Source organism: Paenibacillus massiliensis 2301065 = DSM 16942, from assembly GCF_000377505.1.
Classification (GTDB): Bacteria; Bacillota; Bacilli; order Paenibacillales; family Paenibacillaceae; genus Paenibacillus; species Paenibacillus massiliensis.
This window is the reverse complement of sequence record NZ_KB898206.1, coordinates 18,348-38,196: the sequence shown is the minus strand read 5'-3', so window position 1 is coordinate 38,196 and position 19,849 is coordinate 18,348. Positions and strand designations below refer to the sequence as shown.

Annotated in this window: 17 protein-coding genes; all 17 read left to right on the top strand. The window is 50.5% G+C overall.

Translation table 11 applies throughout. The annotated features are described in order from the left end of the window. Window positions 1–142 precede the first annotated feature (142 nt). The 17 genes from D328_RS0126345 to hpt all read left to right on the top strand — a co-directional run bounded on the left by D328_RS0126345 (window position 143) and on the right by hpt (window position 19,805). Window positions 143–373: an anti-sigma-F factor Fin family protein gene (locus D328_RS0126345; RefSeq protein ID WP_018888044.1), complete on the top strand. Its 231-nt coding sequence runs from the start codon at window positions 143–145 to the stop codon at window positions 371–373. Between the two features lie 180 nt (window positions 374–553). After that, on the top strand, window positions 554–4,078 hold the full coding sequence (gene mfd, locus D328_RS0126340; RefSeq protein WP_018888043.1) for a transcription-repair coupling factor: 3,525 nt from the start codon (window positions 554–556) through the stop codon (window positions 4,076–4,078). Beyond that, window positions 4,065–5,201 (top strand): peptidylprolyl isomerase, encoded by a 1,137-nt coding sequence (locus tag D328_RS0126335; RefSeq protein WP_018888042.1) that lies wholly within the window; start codon window positions 4,065–4,067, stop codon window positions 5,199–5,201. Before mfd ends, D328_RS0126335 begins: the two co-directional genes overlap by 14 nt. Before the next feature lie 221 nt (window positions 5,202–5,422). Next, on the top strand, window positions 5,423–5,965 hold the full coding sequence (gene spoVT / locus D328_RS0126330; RefSeq protein ID WP_025680805.1) for a stage V sporulation protein T: 543 nt from the start codon (window positions 5,423–5,425) through the stop codon (window positions 5,963–5,965). Between the two features lie 252 nt (window positions 5,966–6,217). Next, window positions 6,218–8,170: a putative polysaccharide biosynthesis protein gene (locus D328_RS0126325; protein ID WP_018888040.1), complete on the top strand. Its 1,953-nt coding sequence runs from the start codon at window positions 6,218–6,220 to the stop codon at window positions 8,168–8,170. Window positions 8,171–8,471: 301 nt separating this feature from the next. Next, window positions 8,472–9,974, top strand: a complete 1,503-nt coding sequence (yabN, locus tag D328_RS0126320) for a bifunctional methyltransferase/pyrophosphohydrolase YabN (protein ID WP_018888039.1) — start codon at window positions 8,472–8,474, stop codon at window positions 9,972–9,974. Window positions 9,975–10,284: 310 nt separating this feature from the next. Beyond that, the gene (locus D328_RS0126315) at window positions 10,285–10,557 is read left to right on the top strand and encodes an HU family DNA-binding protein (protein WP_018888038.1); all 273 of its coding nucleotides are present in this window, start codon (window positions 10,285–10,287) and stop codon (window positions 10,555–10,557) included. Further along, window positions 10,557–10,835, top strand: coding sequence for an RNA-binding S4 domain-containing protein (locus D328_RS0126310; RefSeq protein WP_018888037.1), 279 nt, complete (start codon window positions 10,557–10,559; stop codon window positions 10,833–10,835). Before D328_RS0126315 ends, D328_RS0126310 begins: the two co-directional genes overlap by 1 nt. 192 nt (window positions 10,836–11,027) lie before the next feature. Beyond that, window positions 11,028–11,312, top strand: coding sequence for a sporulation protein YabP (yabP, locus tag D328_RS0126305; protein ID WP_018888036.1), 285 nt, complete (start codon window positions 11,028–11,030; stop codon window positions 11,310–11,312). Next, window positions 11,309–11,887 (top strand): spore cortex biosynthesis protein YabQ, encoded by a 579-nt coding sequence (gene yabQ, locus D328_RS0126300; protein ID WP_026281392.1) that lies wholly within the window; start codon window positions 11,309–11,311, stop codon window positions 11,885–11,887. Before yabP ends, yabQ begins: the two co-directional genes overlap by 4 nt. A gap of 34 nt (window positions 11,888–11,921) precedes the next feature. Beyond that, window positions 11,922–12,254, top strand: a complete 333-nt coding sequence (locus tag D328_RS0126295) for an FtsB family cell division protein (protein ID WP_018888034.1) — start codon at window positions 11,922–11,924, stop codon at window positions 12,252–12,254. 118 nt (window positions 12,255–12,372) lie between these two features. Further along, complete coding sequence (locus D328_RS0126290) at window positions 12,373–12,879, top strand: S1 domain-containing RNA-binding protein (protein ID WP_018888033.1); 507 nt, start codon at window positions 12,373–12,375, stop codon at window positions 12,877–12,879. Between the two features lie 382 nt (window positions 12,880–13,261). Further along, window positions 13,262–15,769 (top strand): stage II sporulation protein E, encoded by a 2,508-nt coding sequence (spoIIE, locus tag D328_RS0126285; protein ID WP_018888032.1) that lies wholly within the window; start codon window positions 13,262–13,264, stop codon window positions 15,767–15,769. A gap of 176 nt (window positions 15,770–15,945) precedes the next feature. Beyond that, window positions 15,946–16,695 (top strand): vWA domain-containing protein, encoded by a 750-nt coding sequence (locus D328_RS0126280; RefSeq protein ID WP_018888031.1) that lies wholly within the window; start codon window positions 15,946–15,948, stop codon window positions 16,693–16,695. Then, window positions 16,679–17,614, top strand: coding sequence for a protein kinase domain-containing protein (locus tag D328_RS0126275; protein ID WP_026281391.1), 936 nt, complete (start codon window positions 16,679–16,681; stop codon window positions 17,612–17,614). Before D328_RS0126280 ends, D328_RS0126275 begins: the two co-directional genes overlap by 17 nt. A 144-nt stretch (window positions 17,615–17,758) precedes the next feature. Then, window positions 17,759–19,210: a tRNA lysidine(34) synthetase TilS gene (tilS, locus tag D328_RS0126270; RefSeq protein WP_018888029.1), complete on the top strand. Its 1,452-nt coding sequence runs from the start codon at window positions 17,759–17,761 to the stop codon at window positions 19,208–19,210. Between the two features lie 55 nt (window positions 19,211–19,265). Then, a complete protein-coding gene (gene hpt / locus D328_RS0126265; protein WP_018888028.1) occupies window positions 19,266–19,805 on the top strand; it encodes a hypoxanthine phosphoribosyltransferase in 540 nt (179 codons plus the stop codon). Window positions 19,806–19,849: the final 44 nt, after the last annotated feature.

Here is a 19,849-nt window from a genome sequence, read left to right as displayed (position 1 = left end):
AGTAAGAATGAGAAGGATCATCACAACGATCGGGTAGGGCTAAATTGGCATTTTCCGGGCATACTGAGAGTATGGACATGGCTACATCATTCATGAATGTGGCATGTTCAGTATAAAAGACTTTCAGGAGGCATATAGATGTATGGCAGTTAATTATGTATGCAGACATTGCCGGACGTTCATTGGACGAATTGATGCTCCCGATATATCAGAGGAACGGCTCGGCTTCCATTTCTTGACCCCGTCCGAGCGGCGAGATATAATAGCCTATAATTCAAGCGGCGAGATTACGGTTCGTATCACTTGCGATTACTGTAGGGAGAATCTCGAAGATCATCCGGAGCTGAGTCTCCTGGCCAACCCGCTACAATAAGAACCAGATGGCACAATGATGGCCCCGTCTTCCTGACCATGGCAAGATGAGCTTGGCCTTGTGGAGCCTTGGCAGCGCTGCCGAGGCTTCTTTTGAGTTTTATATGTTCTGGCGTATACATATGCCTCCAAGTGATATTGATGAGTATGAATGAAATGAATGTAAAAAGGGGTGCCTTTTTTGTTACAAGCACTTATTCAGGATTTTTCCAATGATAGCGATTTTGGATCAGTTGCTGCCGGACTTTCATCCGGGATGAAGGAGCAGCTTATTTCTGGTCTATCCGGGTCTGCTCGTCAGCTGCTCATTGCAGCACTAGCTTATGAGACGAAGCGGCCAGTACTTATTATGACGCATAATATGTTCGCCGCACAAAAAATCATGGATGATTTGCAGGAAGCGCTTTCATCCGATCAAGTGCTGTTATACCCAGCCAATGAGCTGGTAGCTGCTGAAGCTGCCGTATCCAGTCCTGAGACGTTGTCCCAGCGGATCGATGTGCTGACCAAATGTGCTCAGGGCTTTCGCGGCGTAGTTGTCGCTCCTTATTCAGGCATTCGCCGTTATCTTGCTGTGCCAGAGGTTATGGCGGGGGCTAGAATTGAGCTGAAAGAGGGAGAGAGTGTACAACTGGATTCGTTCTTGCTACGTATGGTGGAGTTAGGCTATCAACGGGTAGAACGGGTGGAATCCCGAGGCGAGATGAGTGTGCGTGGAGGAATTATTGACTTCTATCCTATGACGACTTCGTTAGCCTATCGGGTCGAGCTGTTCGATGACGAGATTGATTCGATTCGTACCTTTGATCCAGGAGACCAACGATCCATAGAGCGTGTCCAGACCATTATAGTAACTCCATGCAGAGAGCTCATTGCCGATCCGGCCCGAATGAGCCGTGCAGCGGACCAGGCTGCGATGCTGCTGGGAGAACAGATCGAGAAGACGACAGATCGGCAGGCGAAGCAGCGTCTGAAGGAGGAAATCCAGAAGGAGATTGAGCTGCTGCGGGAACAGGTATACTTTGATGAAATATATAAATATGCCTCACTCCTCTATCCAGAGCACAAGACACTGCTGGATTACATGCCGGAGGATACGATTCTAATCATTGACGAGCCAGCACGGATGCTGGAGACAGCCAAGCAGCTGGAACGTGATGAGTCAGAATGGAATCTGCATCTATTGCAGAACGGCAAGACGTTACCCCAATTTGAATTAGGGGCATCTAGCGATACCATATTGTATCAACGACGCTTCCAGACGTTATTCATGTCTCTGTTCCTGCGCCAAGTACCACATACACAGCCGCAGAATATTCTGAACTTTATCAGCCGTGCCATGCAGGATTTTCATGGACAGATGAATGTTCTGAAATCGGAAATGGAGCGCTGGATCAAGGCGGGTACCAAGGTTATTATGCTGGCTAACGGAGAGGATCGACTTGATCGGATTCGCCGTGTGCTGCAGGATTATGATATTCCAGAGCCAACGATGCTGATTGGCAATCTGCAGAGCGGCTTTGAAATGCCGTCTATTCATCTAGCCGTCATAACCGAGGGCGAGATGTTCTCGCAGAAGCAACGCAAGGCACGTAAGCAAGGACGCCATGTAGACAATGCAGAGCGGATCAAGAGCTATAGCGAGCTGAAGATCGGCGACTATGTCGTTCACCAGAATCACGGGATTGGTAAATATCTTGGTATTGGCACCCTTGAGGTCGGAGGCATACACAAGGATTACATGCACATTCTGTATGCTGGCGGTGACAAGCTATCTGTACCAATTGAGCAGATTGATTTGATTCAGAAGTATGTGGGCTCGGAGGAGAAGGAGCCCAAGATCTATAAACTGGGTGGCAACGAGTGGACGAGAGTCAAGAATAAAGTGCGTAGCTCCGTTCAGGATATTGCTGATGATCTCATTAAGCTCTATGCCGATCGCCAGTCCTCACCTGGCTATGGCTTCGAGAAGGATACACCAGAGCAGCAAGAATTCGAGGCCATGTTCCCTTATGATGAGACTCGTGATCAGATTCGTGCAATTGAAGAGATCAAGAAGGATATGGAAATGAGTCGTCCCATGGATCGTCTGCTCTGCGGTGATGTTGGTTATGGCAAGACAGAGGTCGCCATTCGGGCAGCCTTCAAGTCGGCTATCGAGGGCAAGCAGGTCGCTGTGCTTGTACCGACTACTATTCTGGCTCAGCAGCATCATGAGACATTCGTAGAGCGGTTCGCTGGGTATCCATTCAATATCCAGGTGCTCAGCCGCTTCCGCTCACGCAAGGAGCAGAATGAGACGATCAAAGGTGTGAAGCAGGGTACCGTTGATATTGTTATCGGTACGCATCGCCTGCTGTCGCAGGACCTGATCTTCAAGGATCTAGGTCTGTTGATTGTGGATGAGGAGCAACGCTTCGGTGTAACTCATAAGGAGAAGCTGAAACGGCTCAAGACCAATGTGGACGTGCTGACGCTGACGGCTACACCGATTCCACGTACGCTTCATATGTCTATGCTGGGAGTCCGTGATTTGTCGGTCATTGAGACACCACCAGAGAATCGTTTCCCGGTTCAGACATATGTTGTCGAGCACAGCCAGGCGCTAGTACGTGAGGCTATTGAACGAGAGCTGGCTCGCGGCGGTCAGGTGTATTACCTGTACAACCGTGTTCAAGGCATTCAGGAGATGGCTGCCGAGATCAATGCTCTGGTTCCTGAGGCCCGCGTGGGAATCGGTCATGGACAGATGTCGGAGTCGGAGCTTGAGAAGACCATTCTGGACTTCCTGGATGGTGAATATGATGTGCTGGTGAGTACCAGCATTATTGAGACGGGTGTAGATATTCCTAATGTGAATACCCTTATCGTGCATGATGCTGACAAGATGGGCTTGTCTCAGCTGTATCAGCTTCGTGGCCGCGTGGGCAGATCGAATCGGATTGCATATGCGTATTTCACCTACCAGCGGGACAAGGTACTGACAGAGGTTGCAGAGAAGCGTCTGCAGTCGATCAAGGAGTTCACAGAGCTCGGTTCAGGCTTCAAGATTGCGATGCGGGACCTCTCTATACGTGGAGCGGGTAATCTGCTTGGAGCAGAGCAGCACGGATTTATTGCTTCTGTCGGCTTTGATCTATATTCACAGATGCTTGCTGAAGAGATTAATAAACGTAAGGTCACTATGTTCGGGGAAGAGCCTGAGCAGACACAGCATTGGAAGACCAGCATTGATCTGAGCATTGATGCGTATCTCCCTGGCGATTATATCTACGATAGTATTCAGAAGATTGAGATCTATAAGAAGGTGGCAGCAATCAGTAGCTTCCAGGAGGCGACAGAGCTGGAGGAGGAGCTGGTGGACCGTTTCGGGGACTTGCCGGAGGCGGTGGTGAATCTACTGGCAGTCGCAAGGATCAAGGTGTACGGAAGAGCTTATGGAATCGAGTCACTTACTCAGCGTGCTGATCAGATGGTCTTGCGCTTCTATGAAGGGCAGGAAAAGGCGATTCAGCCTTCCGGAATTGCCCAGATTGGCAATCGCTTTGAAAGACGTGTACAATTTGATCAAGGGGTTCCTATGACCGTTGCTATAAAAGGCGCGGGTCTAGGCGATCGTCAGCTTATGGAACTGCTTGAGGAATTCCTAAGCTCCATGAAGGAAGCTTTTAATTTAAAGGGGGAACTTTTGGATGTTGTCAAATAGACTGAAATCCTGGAGGACGTTGCTGCTGACGCTTGCAGTAGTAGCGGCGGTATCGCTGCTAGCTGCTTGTGGACAGAAGGGTGATCAGACGCAGGAGCAGCAGGATAACAGCAAGGTGGTTGCCACTTATGACGGTGGTCAAATTACCGAGAATGAATTCAATCTGGAGCTGGGCATGATGAAGATGCTGTATCCAGAGTATGAACAAATGCTGGCTATGGATGAGTTCCGCGAGACCATCGTGAAGCAAGAGATTGCGTATAAGTATCTTGCAGGTCAAGCAGATGAAAAAGCGCAGCAGGATGGAGCCAAGAGCGCGGAAGAGCAGTTCGCGAATTTCAAAAATTCGGTCGGCGAGGAGCAATTCCAGAAGATGCTGACGGATCAGAAGCTGAGCGAGCAAGATGTGAAGAATTATATGACACGGATCATGACTGTAATCAAGAGTGAGACGAACAAGGTGACGGACGAGCAGGTGAAAAAGGAATTCGAGACCAACATCGACCAGTTCACAACTGCATCTGTGCGCCATGTACTGATTAATTTCACAGATCCGAAGACCAATAAAGAGCGTCCGAAGGAAGAAGCGCTCAAGCTGGCAAAAGAAGTGAAGGACAAGCTCGATAATGGGGCAGACTTTGCGGAGATTGCCAAGAAATACTCTGAGGACCCAGGCTCTGCCGAGAACGGCGGATTGTATGAAAATTCGCCAGTGGGACAATGGGTAGAGGCCTTCAAGGAAGCAGCTAAGACACAAAAAGTGGGCGAGATCGGTGAGCCAGTAGAGACAGAGTACGGCTACCACATCATCAAGGTGGAATCCCGGAATGAGGCGAGCTTCGACAAGCTGACCGCAGAGCAGAAGGATGGTCTGAAGAACAAGCTGGCTTCTGACACGATCACGAACTTCATGAGCACCGAACTGGAAGGAAAAATCAAGAGCATCGATCTTCCTAAGGCTCCGGCAGCAGAAGGAACTGAGGGGCAGCCAGAGAACAGTGGTGCTACTACTCCTGAAGGCAGCACCGAGAATAAATCTGGTGATGCAGGTGCAGGCGGCAACGCGACGGATGGAAGCAATGCAGCCAATGATGGTGCTAAGGATGCAACAGAAGGTAAATAATACCCACTCGGTAGGTCTACGCAACACCTAGCAACCACACCTGGTGATCATTTGGACAAGAAAGGCGCGGAAAACCGCGCCTTTTCCTATTCGGGGCCAGTTCTTGAATCGCATGTATAATGAATTGGGAGCGGATGAATACTATGGTTAGACTTCAATAATTACCGTTTTGAGGCAGGGCCGTAGTAATTAATCTTCCTAGAAAGTGGGGCAACATGTACATGAAAGCTACTGGCATTGTTCGACGCATAGACGATTTGGGTCGGGTAGTCATTCCGAAGGAGATTCGCAGAACACTGCGTATCCGCGAAGGAGATCCGCTCGAGATTTTCGTGGATCGGGATGGAGAAGTAATTCTGAAGAAGTATTCGCCAATTGGAGAACTGGGTGATTTTGCGAAGGAGTATGCGGAATCATTGTACGAAAGTACAGGTCATATTACGATGATATCAGACCGTGACAGCTTCATTGCCGTTGCTGGTGGATCCAAGAAGGAATACCTGGACAAGTCCATAAGTACGCTAATTGAGGAATGCATGGAGAATCGCAAGACGCTGCTGGAGACCTCAGCTGGCGCCTATGAGATCGCGAAGGATAACACGGAGCAGATCTCGTCATTTGTGGCAGCGCCGATTATTTCCGGGGGTGACCCCATTGGAGCCGTAATCCTGCTTAATAAGGACGAAAATGTGACCATGGCACAGATGGAGACCAAAATGGCAGAGACAGCTGCTGCATTCCTTGGCAAGCAGATGGAACAATAACAAAATGAAGCAACTGTAGCGCTCCCGGAGGCCTCTAGTCTTTCGGGAGTTTTGTATGTCTACGGAAGCCGCTATAATAAGAGGGGTGTAGCCGCTAGTTAGGGACAGTAGCGATTGTGATTCTTACATAGTAGGACAAGCATAGAAGTGGATAGCTAAGAAAAGTGCAACAAGCGTAGGAAGCAAAATCCAGAGTATGAGCAGGGTATATTCATGCAAAGTCAGTTATAACCTTGCAAGTAGGAGGCCGTCATGGGCAAGAACGATAAGGCAGGGAAGCTGCTGCAAGGAGCGTTGATTTTGACGGTGGCTGCCATCGTCACCAAGCTCATCGGTGCACTGCAGAAGATTCCCTTGCAGAATATTGGCGGCGATGGTGTATTTGGCATTTACAATACGGTCTATCCGTTCTATACCGTGCTGATTACCATAGCCGCTGCTGGCTTCCCCGTAGCCATCTCCAAGTTCGTAGCAGAATACGAAGCAGCCGGGGACGAGCAAGGAGGGAAAAGGGTAGCCAGACTAGCTTACATGGTGTTGGGTACATTCGGGCTGGTCCTGGGAATGCTGACGTATGTGTCTGCTCCACTCCTGGGTAAATGGATTGATAATGCACACGTCATTCCTTCCATTCGGGCGGCTTCGGCAGCCTGCCTGTTTATCCCAATCATGGCCGCGATGCGTGGATATTTTCAGGGACTCCATAATATGATCCCTACTGCTGTGTCTCAGGTGACGGAGCAATTGATCCGCGTGACAGTGATGATTGTGCTGCTGCTGTATATGATCGGTCAAGGCTTCTCCCCGGACTGGATTGCAGCTGGAGCCATGCTGGGCTCTGCGGCTGGCGGCGCTGCAGGCCTCTGTATTATGCTGTTCTACTGGTTGCGGGCCAGTCATGGCCGTTCTCGTACGACGAGACCACCTTATTCGCCAGAGGTGGCGGCTACCTCAAAGGCGGGGTTGGCTGACAGGCATAGGTATAAGTCAGAGCGTACAGGCCACTCTGATAGGGATATAGATAAGACTGCATTACTGGATGGCATGCTGGGCGAACAACGGGGTCAAGAGGAGCCGTCAAGCCATGAAGGGCGCAGCTCGCTTCACCAGACCTCGGACTGGAAGACTGCTCAGGAGAACGTATCGGGAACCAGAGGGCATACAGGGCTCAGAGGGCGCGTATCGAGGTTCGAAGAGCGCGGTTATGCTCAGCCAGAGTATAAACAAATTGAGAAGCTGCCTGGATCGGAGTTGTCCCGGCCAGGGGCCTTCAAGCTTCTGCGGTCTCTAATGCGCTACGCGCTCCCTGTATGCCTAGGCAGCCTTGCGATTCCGCTCATCTTGATGGTTGATACGTTCACGGTCCCGCGTCTGCTCAAGCAGGAGGGATTAGGAGAGGCCGAGGTTATGGTCGCCTTCGGAATCTATAATCGGGGTCTGCCTCTGGTACAGCTGGTCATGATGTTAGCGACTAGCCTGACCGCGTTATTCATCCCGGCCTTGGCCGAGGCCAAATTCAGGGGCGATGATGGGCTGATCCGACGTCAGAGCGGTCTGGCGCTGCGCTGGTCCTGGCTGCTCGGCTTGGCTGCTGCGGCTGGTCTCGCCATCCTCGCAGAGCCCATTAACCAGATGCTGTACAAGGATGCCGCGGGCAGCGATGTCATGAGCTGGCTCGCGCTGACCGCAGCCGGCGGGACAGCCAGCATCATCTCGGCGGCGCTGCTGCAAGGGCTGGGTGCCGTCCGTGCGCCGGCGCTGCACCTGCTGGCCGCCGCCGCGGTGAAGGCGGCGCTGAATGTGCTGCTCGTGCCCATCTGGGGCACGACAGGCGCCGCCATTGCAGGCGCAGCCGCCTATACGCTGGCGGCTGCGCTCAACACTGCGCAGCTGGCCCGCCTGGCTGGGCTGCGCACGTCTTGGTCCGCCGGCGTGCTGAAGCCGGCGATCATGCTGGCCGCCATGGTGCTCGCGGCGGCCTCGGTCTCCTGGGGCACCGGCGCAGCGCTGGGTGCCCTGGGCTATGCGGCCGACAGTCGAACGGCCGCGATGGCGAAGAGCCTGCTGGGCGTAGCCGCAGGCACCGCTGTGTTCATGCTAGCCGCTGTTCGATTGCGGCTACTGACCGAGGCTGAGCTTCTGCAGCTGCCGAAGCTCGGCTCTCCGCTGGTGAAGCTGCTGCGCGGCCTGCGGATGCTGAGCTGAGGCTGGTCACCCGCCTCAGCTAATGAAAGGCTTGAAGGCAATGCAAGGCAAGCTTGAAGCCACATGTGGTAAGATAATAGTCACACGAGTTCTGTTTCAGACGTGATACTTGAGATGATATGCAAAGCTTTTATACAACTGAAATATTTAGCTTAGCCTTTTGATTCATTCGATTTCAGTCAATTTTCAATACAAAATATGCATGAATAAAATCGTTTCGATTAATATCCTGCTGACTACGTTCTTTGGATTTATGTAACATGCTCAGCTAAGAATCGCTTAGACGAATAGGAGGATGGCCATGAGCAGTACCCTGACAATAGTCGGTCTTGGGTCAGGTGGCCCTGACCAGCTTACGATCGGCATTCTGAATCGACTGAAACAAGCGGATACCTTGTATCTCCGAACCAAGGAGCACCCGGTGACCGCCGTTCTGGAAGACTACAACATCAAGTCTGAATCCTTTGACGACGTCTATGAGGCCAAGGACTCTTTCCCCGAGGTATATGAGGAGATCGCACAGCGCTTACTTACACAAGCCTCACAAGGGGCTGAGGGCACTAGCATCGTCTATGCCGTTCCTGGTCATCCGATGGTGGCTGAGGCAGCTGTACAGCTATTGAGAGAGCGTTGCCCGGCTCAAGGGATTGAGCTGCATATTCTGGGTGGGGAGAGCTTCCTGGACGAAGCCTTCGTGCGACTCGGCTTTGACCCGATTGAAGGATTCCAGCTTCTGGACGCAGGCAGTATGGATGCCAGCTGGCTTCAGCCGCGTCTACATACGCTGATTGGACAGGTCTATGACAGCTTCACCGCCTCTGACGTCAAACTATGCCTTATGGAGCGTTATCCAGATGATTATCCAATCATCGTGGGACATGCCCTTGGTGTAAGCGGTGAGGAGCAGATCCATAGAATACCGCTGTACGAGCTGGATCGGGTGCAGGGCTATGGCAATCTGTCGGTTGTCTTCATTCCACGGAGTGAGGATACTTTCCTGCGGAGGCATTCCTTTGAGCGTTTGCACGAGATCGTGGACATCCTGCGAAGCCCTGAGGGGTGCCCTTGGGATCGTGAGCAGACACACTCTTCCATTCGCAAGAACCTGATCGAAGAGACCTATGAGGTACTGGAGACGATTGATGAGGATGATCCAGAGCACATGAAGGAGGAGCTTGGCGATCTATTGCTGCAGATTCTTCTTCATGCCCAGATGGAGGAGGAAGTGGGGACCTTCAGTGTATATGACGTAATTGCAGGTCTACACGACAAGCTAATCTTCCGCCATCCGCATGTTTTTGGCGAGCAGACCGCAGACAATGCTGAAGAGGCCTTGCAGAGCTGGGAGCAAATGAAGGCGGAGGAGAAGCGGCTGAAGGGAACAGATGTACAGGAGGCCTCGCTGTTGGATGGCATTCCCAAGGACCTTCCTGCCTTGATGAAGTCCTATAAGCTGCAGAAGAAAGCAGCAAAGGTCGGCTTTGATTGGGAGCAGATTGAGGATGTTTTTTCCAAAATACGCGAGGAGCTAGAAGAACTGCAGGAGGCCGTGCAGGAAGGGCAGACTGCTGAAGAACAGATGCTGGAGCTTGGCGACCTGCTGTTCGCTGCAGTAAATGCTTCAAGATTCATAGACGCCGATCCGGAGGAGGCACTGGCGCGTACGAACCTCAAATTCACCCAACGATTCCGCTATATTGAGCGCCGTCTGCAGGAGCAGGGAAAGACGCCTCAGCAAAGCACACTGGAGGAAATGGACCGTTATTGGGAGGAAGCAAAGCGGGCTCTGTCATCTGACAATTAGCGGTGTGAGCTCTCAATGTATGTAAAAGATGGGAACGGATATACTGAAAAATACCTAAAAAAATACGCTATTGTTGACCCGTCTCGTAAAAAAAAGTAATATCGTGTTGCAGGAATTCGGTAAGACATCAAGAATACTTGATCTTAGTAATTCTAAACATTCAGTGCTCCTGGACGTATCCCAGGCTGCCGATTGTTCAGTTTACAAGGTTCCAAGCAGGCTTGGTTTGGAAATCGTCCCGACAGGGAAGACGTACAACCTGCTACCAGGCTGAATCTATTTCTTTTTAATTCTAGGAGGCTCTTAATCTATGAACAAGACAGATCTGATCAACAACATTTCCAGCAAAAGCGGACTGACTAAACGTGATGTTGAAACCGTACTGAACGGTTTTCTTGGAGAAATTACAGACGCGCTCGCAAGCGGTGACAAAGTTCAATTGATTGGCTTTGGCACATTCGAGACTCGCAAACGTGCTGGTCGTACAGGCCGTAACCCACAAACAGGTAACACCATCGAAATTCCTGAATCCACGGTTCCTGCATTCAAAGCTGGTAACAAGCTTAAAGAAGCAGTGAATTAATGCGTCTTGATAAATTCCTGAAAGTATCCCGGCTCATCAAGCGCCGTACCGTTGCCAAGGACGTCTCTGAACAGGGACGAGTGATGGTGAATGGTCGCGAAGCCAAGCCCAGCAGCTCCGTCAAGGTAGGTGATGAGCTTACGGTCCAATTTGGACAGAAGCTGGTCACGGTGCGAGTGGAACGACTTGCGGATACGACACGCAAGGATGAGGCGGCAGGGATGTACACGCTAATTAAAGAAGAACCGATTGCCAAGGATAACGGAATCGATTGGTAAGGAGAAGCATTCCTTCGTTGCAAGTTCATTGCACAAAGAGGAATGCTTCTTTTTCGCATTGACGCAAAAGCTGTTCGCTGAATTAGGTTCTACCAGTCCCTTTAAAACATCAAGATTATAACCGACATATAATATTGGTTCTATTTGCAGTTCCCCTTCCATAAGCTATCAACAGAAGGAGGGGTACATGCCATGGTGGAACACAGCAAGCCGAAAAAGCATGATCTGCACATGCAGAACCGCAAGCTACTGGACCTGACGGGAGTCAGCAACGTAGAGAGCTTTGACAGCGAGGAATTTTTGCTCCAGACCGAGCTTGGCCACTTAACTATTCGCGGGCAAAATTTACATATCAAAAACCTCAGCCTGGAGGAAGGGCTTTTGTCGATCGAGGGCACGATTAACTCCATTGTCTATCTGGATCCCGGTTCTCGACCCAAAAGCAACAAAAGCCTGATCGGCAAGCTATTTAAATGAGTCCTTACACACAGTGGATTACCTTGATCTGGATGACCCTATCTGGAGCAGCTATGGGAGCGGTGTTCGACAGCTACCGGGTGCTGTCTGGTCGCTTCCGCTTCGCCAGGTGGACGGTGCATATCCTGGATCTGCTGTATTGGATACTGTCTGCGCTGTTTATTTTCTACATGCTGTATGAGAGTAACAGGGGACAATTGAGGTTTTATGTATTTTTAGGACTAGTTTTAGGAGTTTGCTTCTATTTTTGGCTGTTAAGTGTTACGACTCAACGATTTGTGGTAATGTTAATAGAGATCATCAACAGGTTTATTTATATACTGTGCAGAATATTTAATGTATTGATTATACAACCACTGTTGGGGATATACCGCCTGATGCGAGCGCTAGTTATCGGACTGTGGCGACTGGTTATCCTGATCGGTCGAGCTATGATTGTGCTGCTTCGGCCTTTCATTAAGCTAGGGTGGTGGATCATTCGTCCGCTGGTCGTACTGATTCAGAACAGATTCCCCAAGCCACGTTGGCTGTTTCGGGTATGGAACTGGCTACAGCGATGGTGGACAAGAACATGATTATATTATTATTGCGCAGAAGGAGGTACAATCCATGAGACATTCGTCTGTCGGCACAACTTCATCTTCATCAACATCCAAGTCGCACACTGGTGCACGCAGACGAATCATGATCTGGTTGACGGCGGTAGTATTGTTTGCTGGTTGGACGATATTCACCTTTTTCTCTCAGTCGTTCAGTATGCAGGAGCAGAATAGTGCACTGCAGCAGAAGCTTGCTGCACAACAGGCTGCACAGGCTGCTGAGAATCAACTGAAATATGAGGTGAATCGACTTCAGGACCCTGAATTCATCGGCGAGCTTGCAAGAAGCAGATATGGACTGTACAAGCCTGAGGAAACACCCATTCTAAATGAACAGAAATAGGCGCCATTATAGGCATTGCTTAGTTGACCTAAGTTAAGCCATTTTGTATAATCAAATCACCACAGCGTGATTTTGAAAAAATCGGTTGCATATATTTAAGGGAGGATCATTTTATTCTATGGCAATTGAAGTGGGCACCAAGTTAGAGGGCAAAGTGACAGGCATCACGCATTTTGGAGCATTTGTGGATTTGTCTGGAGGTGTCACGGGTCTCGTTCACATCTCGGAAATCGCCGATAACTATGTTAAGGATGTCAACGACCACCTGAAGATTAATGATGTCGTGACGGTGAAGGTCATTAATGTTGACAAGGACGGGAAAATCGGACTTTCCATCAAGCAGGCTGTAGATAAACCGGCTTCCGAATCTCCACCACCACGAGCCCCAAGACCGGACCGCGGTCCAGGAGAACGTTTTGGCGGTGGTGGTCAAGGGCAAGGACGTAGCGGTGGCGGTGGCGGATTTAACCGTGATCGTGGGGGACGGTCGTTCAAGCCTGCAGCGGGTAAACCTTCATTTGAGGATAAAATGTCACGCTTCCTGAAGGATAGTGAAGAACGTATTTCCTCGCTCAAAAAGAACACCGAAGGAAAACGTGGAGGACGCGGAGCGAAGCGCGTATAACCGCGTTAAGTATGGCGTTCATCACAGCACACAAACCGATCAATATAGAAGAACCGCAGAGCCCATCGGCTACTGCGGTTTTTTTGTCGTGTCTATAGAAATGTCCGACATCATACAACGGTAATCCAGATAAGTCTGGGCAAAATCCAGTCGACTCGCCTGTGCCGACGCCGCAGAAAGCGCCATTCACTTGCTTTATCATGATCGGCAGGGGAAGGAAGAGAACGCAAGCGTAGGGGATCAGCGGGCTTTTCTCCTTGTTTCGCATGCGTCTTTTTTTTGTCGGAAATTTCTTTGGCATCATGGAGAGTTTCTGACAAACTTTCACAGCTTGTCCCGGTTAAGATAGGAACCATCAAATTGTTGAATGGGGTGCCTGAAAATGATGAACAAGTGGAATGTGCTTCAATTTCCAGGATTGAGAACAAGCAAAGCCAAAAATAAAAAAAGCGGAACTGAACTAACCAGCCGCTTGGTAGATTGGCTCTACTCCTTCAAGATCATACAGGCACTGGATGCGCAGAAATGGACACTCTTACTCTCGGCTATGGGCTTCTTGCTCGGAAGGGCTACAATTCTGGATGAGCTATCCCCTTTTGCAGCAGCTTACTTCGGGGTTATTCTCTTTATGCGGCGTGACTTGATGATACCAGTGGGCATGTCTCTGCTACTTGGTAGTCTGTTCGCTCCTTATCCAGCCGTGTGGGTAGTGGCGCTCCAGCTGCTTATCTTCTTCCTCCTCAATAAAGGGATCAGCGCTTACGGCAAGCCGGATCTGTCCTATATTCCGATCATGGTCTTCGTATCTGTCTTCATGGTGAATCTGTTCCACGTCGTTATCGGTCCGTCCATGTCATGGTATGCCTTCATGATGATGACGACGGACGCCATCCTCAGCTTCATGCTGACATTGGTGTTCATTCAGGCGATTCCACTCTTCACCTATCGCAAGAAGGTTGCACAGCTGAAGAATGAAGAGATTCTATGCCTGATTATTCTGCTAGCTTCCGTCATGACGGGAGCCGTCGGCTGGAGCGTATACTCCGTATCCCTGGACCATGTGCTGTCCAGATATCTTATATTAGTATTTGCCTTGGTTGGTGGAGCGCCCTTGGGAGCGTCTGTCGGGGTCATAATGGGTCTGATCCTGAGTCTGGCCAACATATCAGCGATCGTCCAGATGAGTCTACTGGCATTATCGGGGCTGCTTGCAGGGATGCTCCGTGAAGGTCGCAAGATTGGGGTGGCGGTCGGACTCTTACTTGGCTCCTCTATATTGACTGTCTACCTGGACGGCACTAGTGATGTCATTACATCAACATGGGAGAGTGGTATTGCCATCCTATGCTTCCTCCTGACGCCAAAGAGTCTATTCTCTGCCATCGCTAAATATGTCCCCGGTACCCAGGATCACGCCCGCTCGCAGCATGAATATGCCAAGCGAATCCGCGATCTGACGGCGGAGCGCGTCAGTCGCTTCTCCGAGGTGTTCCGCCAGCTGGCACGGAGCTTCCATCAGATTACCGCGGCAGATCAAACCCAGCGAGAGGATGAGATGGAGCACTTCATGAGCGCTGTAGCCGACAGCACCTGTGCCTCCTGCTTCAAGCGGGAGCAGTGCTGGGACCGAAAGTTCATGCAGACCTATCAATTCATGACAGAGATGATGGGTACCATTGAGGATCAACCGGATATACAACCTGCAGATATGCCTGCCAAGTGGAGCCGAAGCTGCGCCAAGACAGAAGCTGTGCTGCAGGTGATGAAGCAGCAATACGGTCTATATCAGCATAATATGCAGTGGAAGCGCCAGGTATTCGATAGTCGTCAGCTCGTGGCGGAGCAACTGTCAGGCGTATCGCAGGTGATGGATGATCTGGCACGCGAGATTCAGCGGGAGACACAGGCCATGTACCGCCAGGAGGAGCAAATACGGGATGCGCTGGACAAGCTGGGACTCTCCATTTGCAGTATTGAGATTATTAATCTGGATGCGGGGCAGGTTGAGATTGAGATTGTTCATGCCTATACACAGGGCTTTGATGAATGTAGGAAGATGATCGCACCGTTGCTGTCCGATATTCTGGATGAGCATATAGCTGTGCTGGGGGAATCCATGACCGACGCCAGGCAGGGGCTGGCTACGGTAACCTTTGGCTCGGCCAAGACGTTCGAGATTACTACGGGCATTGCTTCTGCGGCCAAGGGAGGGGATATTCTGTCCGGGGACAGCTTCAATGCTTCTGAGCTAGGGAATGGCACGTATGCGGTGTCACTTAGTGATGGAATGGGGAATGGTGAGCGAGCCAGACAGGAGAGCAGCGCAGCCTTAAATATACTGGAGCAATTGCTGCAATCAGGAATGGACGAGCGTCTTGCGATCAAGTCGGTCAATTCCGTCCTGCTGCTGCGATCTCCTGAGGAAATGTATGCAACCGTCGATATGGCATTGATCGATCAGTATACCGCCAAGACCACCTTTATGAAGATTGGCTCTACGCCGAGCTTTATCAAGAGGGGCAATGAGGTCATCCCTATTTCGGCTAGCAATCTGCCGATCGGGATTATTCAGGATATTGAGGTCGATCTCATCTCGGTTCAACTCCAGGCAGGAGATACTCTGATTATGATGACCGATGGGATCTACGATGCTCCAGGCTATGCGGTCAATAAAGAGCTGTGGATGAAACGGCTCATTATGGAGCTGGAGGACGATGATCCGCAGCGTATGGCAGACCTGCTATTAGAGAGGGTTATTCGCTATCAACAAAATCAGATCATAGATGATATGACGGTCGTCGTCAGTCAAGTAGATCATTACCGACCGGAATGGGCAACCCTGCATATGCCTGGTCTGAGCCGAATGGAGCGACCACGCACGGTGAGCTAGAGTGGCACTAGAAGAGCTTGCGCGTTCTGTACTACCTTTGCGTCCTCATGCCAGTCCTTGGCTTCGTCATGAAGCCTACACGAAACTTCACTAAGCTACCAAGTTTGAACTATCGATCATTCGGGAATGCTAGATGATAGATAGATTCATGCTAGATCATAGCGGAGGTGAAGCGTATGAGACAAATTTTGTTGATTACAGACGGATGCTCCAACGTAGGAGCAAGTCCAGTTATGGCAGCGGCTCATGCACTACAGCAAGGAATTACGGTCAACGTTGCAGGAGTCATTGACTATGGAACTATTGGTGAGCTGGGAAGTGTAGAGATTGAGGAGATTGCCAAGGCAGGAGGTGGGTTCAGTCGAATTGTGGGCACCAGGCAGCTTGCGCAGACAATCCAGATGATGACTCGCAAGACGGTGGTTCAGACCATTCAGCATGCTGTGAATAAAGAGCTTAGACATATTCTCGGTGAAAATGGACCTGGCAGTATAGAAGAGCTGCCACCACCAGAGCGTGCCAAAGTAGTAGAGGTGGTGGATCAGCTGACCGAGACGAGCAATCTGGAGGTGGCTTTGCTGATTGATGCCAGCGCGAGTATGAAGCCGAAGCTGGCAGCGGTGGAGGAGGCGATTCGTGATCTGAATTTGAGCCTGCAGGCTAGAATGGGAAGTAGCCGAATTTCCGTATTTCATTTTCCTGGACAGCGATCGGGGCAGGATGTAGTCCGAACCGTGGATTGGACCTCAGACCCCGCCGCTCTCAAGACGATATTTGGCAAGCTGCAGATGAAGGGGGCGACACCGACCGGACCGGCCATTTTAGAAGTGATTGATTATTTCCGATATGATACACTAGAGGGACAACAGCATTTGGAAGAAACTTACGGCAAAGGAGAAGGGATGCTTGGTGACTACGTCGTCTGATCCCGGTCTTGCGCCGGGGACTACCATCACAGGCAGGTGGAAGCGAAGCAGCTATGTCGTCCAGCGCATGCTGGGACGTGGAGCCAATGGAACTGTGTATTTGGTGAAGGAAGCCGGGGGGAATCGGTACTATGCTCTGAAGCTCGGGAGGGATCCCCTGGATATCCAGTCCGAGATCAATGTGCTAACCACGCTCCAGTCGGAGGGCGGAGCACTGCATTCGAACGGCGTTCCTTCCTATTTATTTGAAGTAGATGATTATCCAAGGATGAACGGTGATGTTCCCTTTTATGTGATGAAATATGTAAAGGGCGAGCCGCTTCATCGTTTTGTGGCCCAGCGAGGGGTTACATGGTATGGGGTGGCAGCGGCTGGTGTCTTGAAGCAATTGGCCGAACTTCATAATGAGGGATGGATCTTTGGTGATCTGAAGCCTCAGAATATTCTGGTGAGTCCATATGGACAAGCAGAGCTCATTGATTATGGAGGCGTTACTCGTGCAGGCCGCAGTGTGAAACAATTTACCGAGTGGTATGATCGAGGCTTCTGGAACGCAGGAGGGCGCAATGCTGACCCGCAATATGATTTGTTCTCATTCGCTCTGCTGGGCATTCATATTATGGAGGCGGATGCTCTTAAGGTAGCGGCAGGCAAGCTGCCACAGTTAAGGAGCATATCTGATCTCACCTCCATTGTTGCGCATAGCCAGGTGCTGAGACCCTATGCAGCGTGGCTCATATCTGCAGTACGTGGTGAGCACCAGGACACTCGACAGGCGGCGAGAACCTGGTCGCAGCTGGCGGCTGCTCACGCCAAGAGCCCCGGGACCAGGAAGAGATATAAGGCACGGTGGCTGGGCTATGCATTTACGGTATCACTTTCCCTGCTGGCAGGAGCGATCTGGCTGGCGTTGCGCTAGTAAGAGTGGACAATCGGAAATTGACAGCATAGCGTAACGTCTGTTGTCATGTCAGAAATGAAGGCAGCCAGCGGGAGTATACATAACGAATTCCAACGTATTTCTGGTTGATGTTAGATCAGGTATAGAAAAGAGTGACGATCTATGGAAGGACGAATGTGGGATAGCATTGTGGCGCATGTGCTTAGGTCCTCGGCTGAGCATGCTATGTGGGCACCTGGAGACAGTATAGTAGTCGCAGTGTCCGGGGGACCGGATTCTGTGGCTCTTTTGCATGCATTGGAAGAGGTCTCAAGGCTGCATACGCCACTGCGTCTCATCTGTGCACATGCTCATCATGGCTTCCGGCCAGAGGAGTCAGATGAAGAGGCTGAAGTTGTGCGCAAGCTTGCGAATCAGCTGAATATCCCTTTCGTCATGTCTAGGCTGGAGGTGCCGGCTTACATGAAGAGCTCAGGCAAGGGACCACAGGAGGCAGCGCGTGTGCTACGATATCGTTTCCTCCATGAGACTGCCATGCAGTACGGGGCCAAAAGCATTGCGCTGGCTCATCACGGCGACGATCAGGCTGAGACCGTGATGCTGCATCTACTACGAGGGAGTGGTACGACAGGGCTTGCTGGAATGCGTCCTGTGCGCATGGAGAAGAATGTGCAACTGATTCGTCCACTGCTTCGTATGTACAAGACGGAATTGGTCAGTGCCTGTGAGCAGAAGCATATCCCGTATGTAGTGGACAGCAGCAATGAGCATAACAAATACAGACGAAATGCAATCCGTATGGATGTACTTCCTTATTTGGGGCAATATAATATTCAACTGACAGAGTCTCTGAATCGGCTTGCAGAGGTACTGCGTGCTGAGGACGACCATATGGGGGAAGAGGCTGAACGTGTATTCTCGGACCTGGTGAGGCGGGAGCCAGACAAAATGACCATTGATCTTCCGGCCTTTCGGCGCTTAACCCTCGCTTTACAACGGAGAGTGATTAAATTAATATTAAACTACCTGCCTTCAGATCATGAAAATGCAGATTTTCACAAAGTTGAAGCCGTGCGGCGGGGCTTTATTCAAGATAAGCCTACGACATGGAGTCTGGATTTGGGAGGTATGGCAGTATGTATCCGGGAATACGATACAGCCAGCTTTTACAGCGAACCATTAAGCTCCTGTACCGAATATAATTACAAGATTCAGCTCAATCAAGCTGAGGGAACCCTGGAATTACCGCAGAAGAGCAGTTTATCATGGTTTTTGCGCGAGCAGGAGAAGGGTATACAAGTACCTTTTAATGCCGATGATGCTGTGTTTGATGCGGAGCAGCTCATATTTCCGTTGACGATTCGTACACGAAGACCGGGAGATTCCATACAGGTTATGGGGTTAAAAGGAAGAAAAAAGGTTAAAGATATTTTTATAGATGCCAAAATTCCTCCTTCCGTAAGGTCCTCCATTCCTGTGGTATGCGACGGTTCGGGTACAATTGTGTGGCTTCCAGGTATCCGGCGCTCGATTCATGCCCCGGTGCAAGAAAGCACATCTTCGGTTATATATATGTCATGGCGTACAGGGAGCGCCCGCAAGAGCGGAAAGTGAATCGGTAATCGCCCGGTTGCTGCGTTCATAGTATATATTTAGGAGGTTCACTCAGTTGTATAACGATATTCAGGAAGTGTTGATCAGCGAGGAAGAAATTCAGGCAAAAATCAAGGAACTAGGCGGCATTCTTAGCGAACGCTATGAGGGAAAGAATCCGCTGGTGATCTGTGTGCTGAAAGGTGCTTTTATCTTCATGGCTGATTTGGTTAAGAATATTACAGTCCCTCTTGAGCTTGATTTCATGGCTGTATCCAGCTATGGAGCTTCGACAAAGTCGTCGGGTGTAGTCAAAATCATTAAGGATCTGGATCAATCCGTCGAAGGACGTGAGGTGCTGATTGTCGAAGATATTATTGACAGTGGCCTGACGCTCAGTCATCTAATCGAACTCCTGAAGAGCCGGAATGCAAGCTCGGTTACGGTTGTAACCCTTTTTGACAAGCCTGCTCGCCGCACGGTCAATCTGGAGGCTGATTTCACAGGATTTACACTGCCTGATGCCTTTGTGGTCGGATATGGTCTGGACTACGGTGAGCACTACCGCAACCTTCCATACATAGGGGTATTGAAGCCAGAGATTTACACCACCTAACATCCCGTACTACAGTCCTAGGACTGTACTAGTATGTGTGTTGA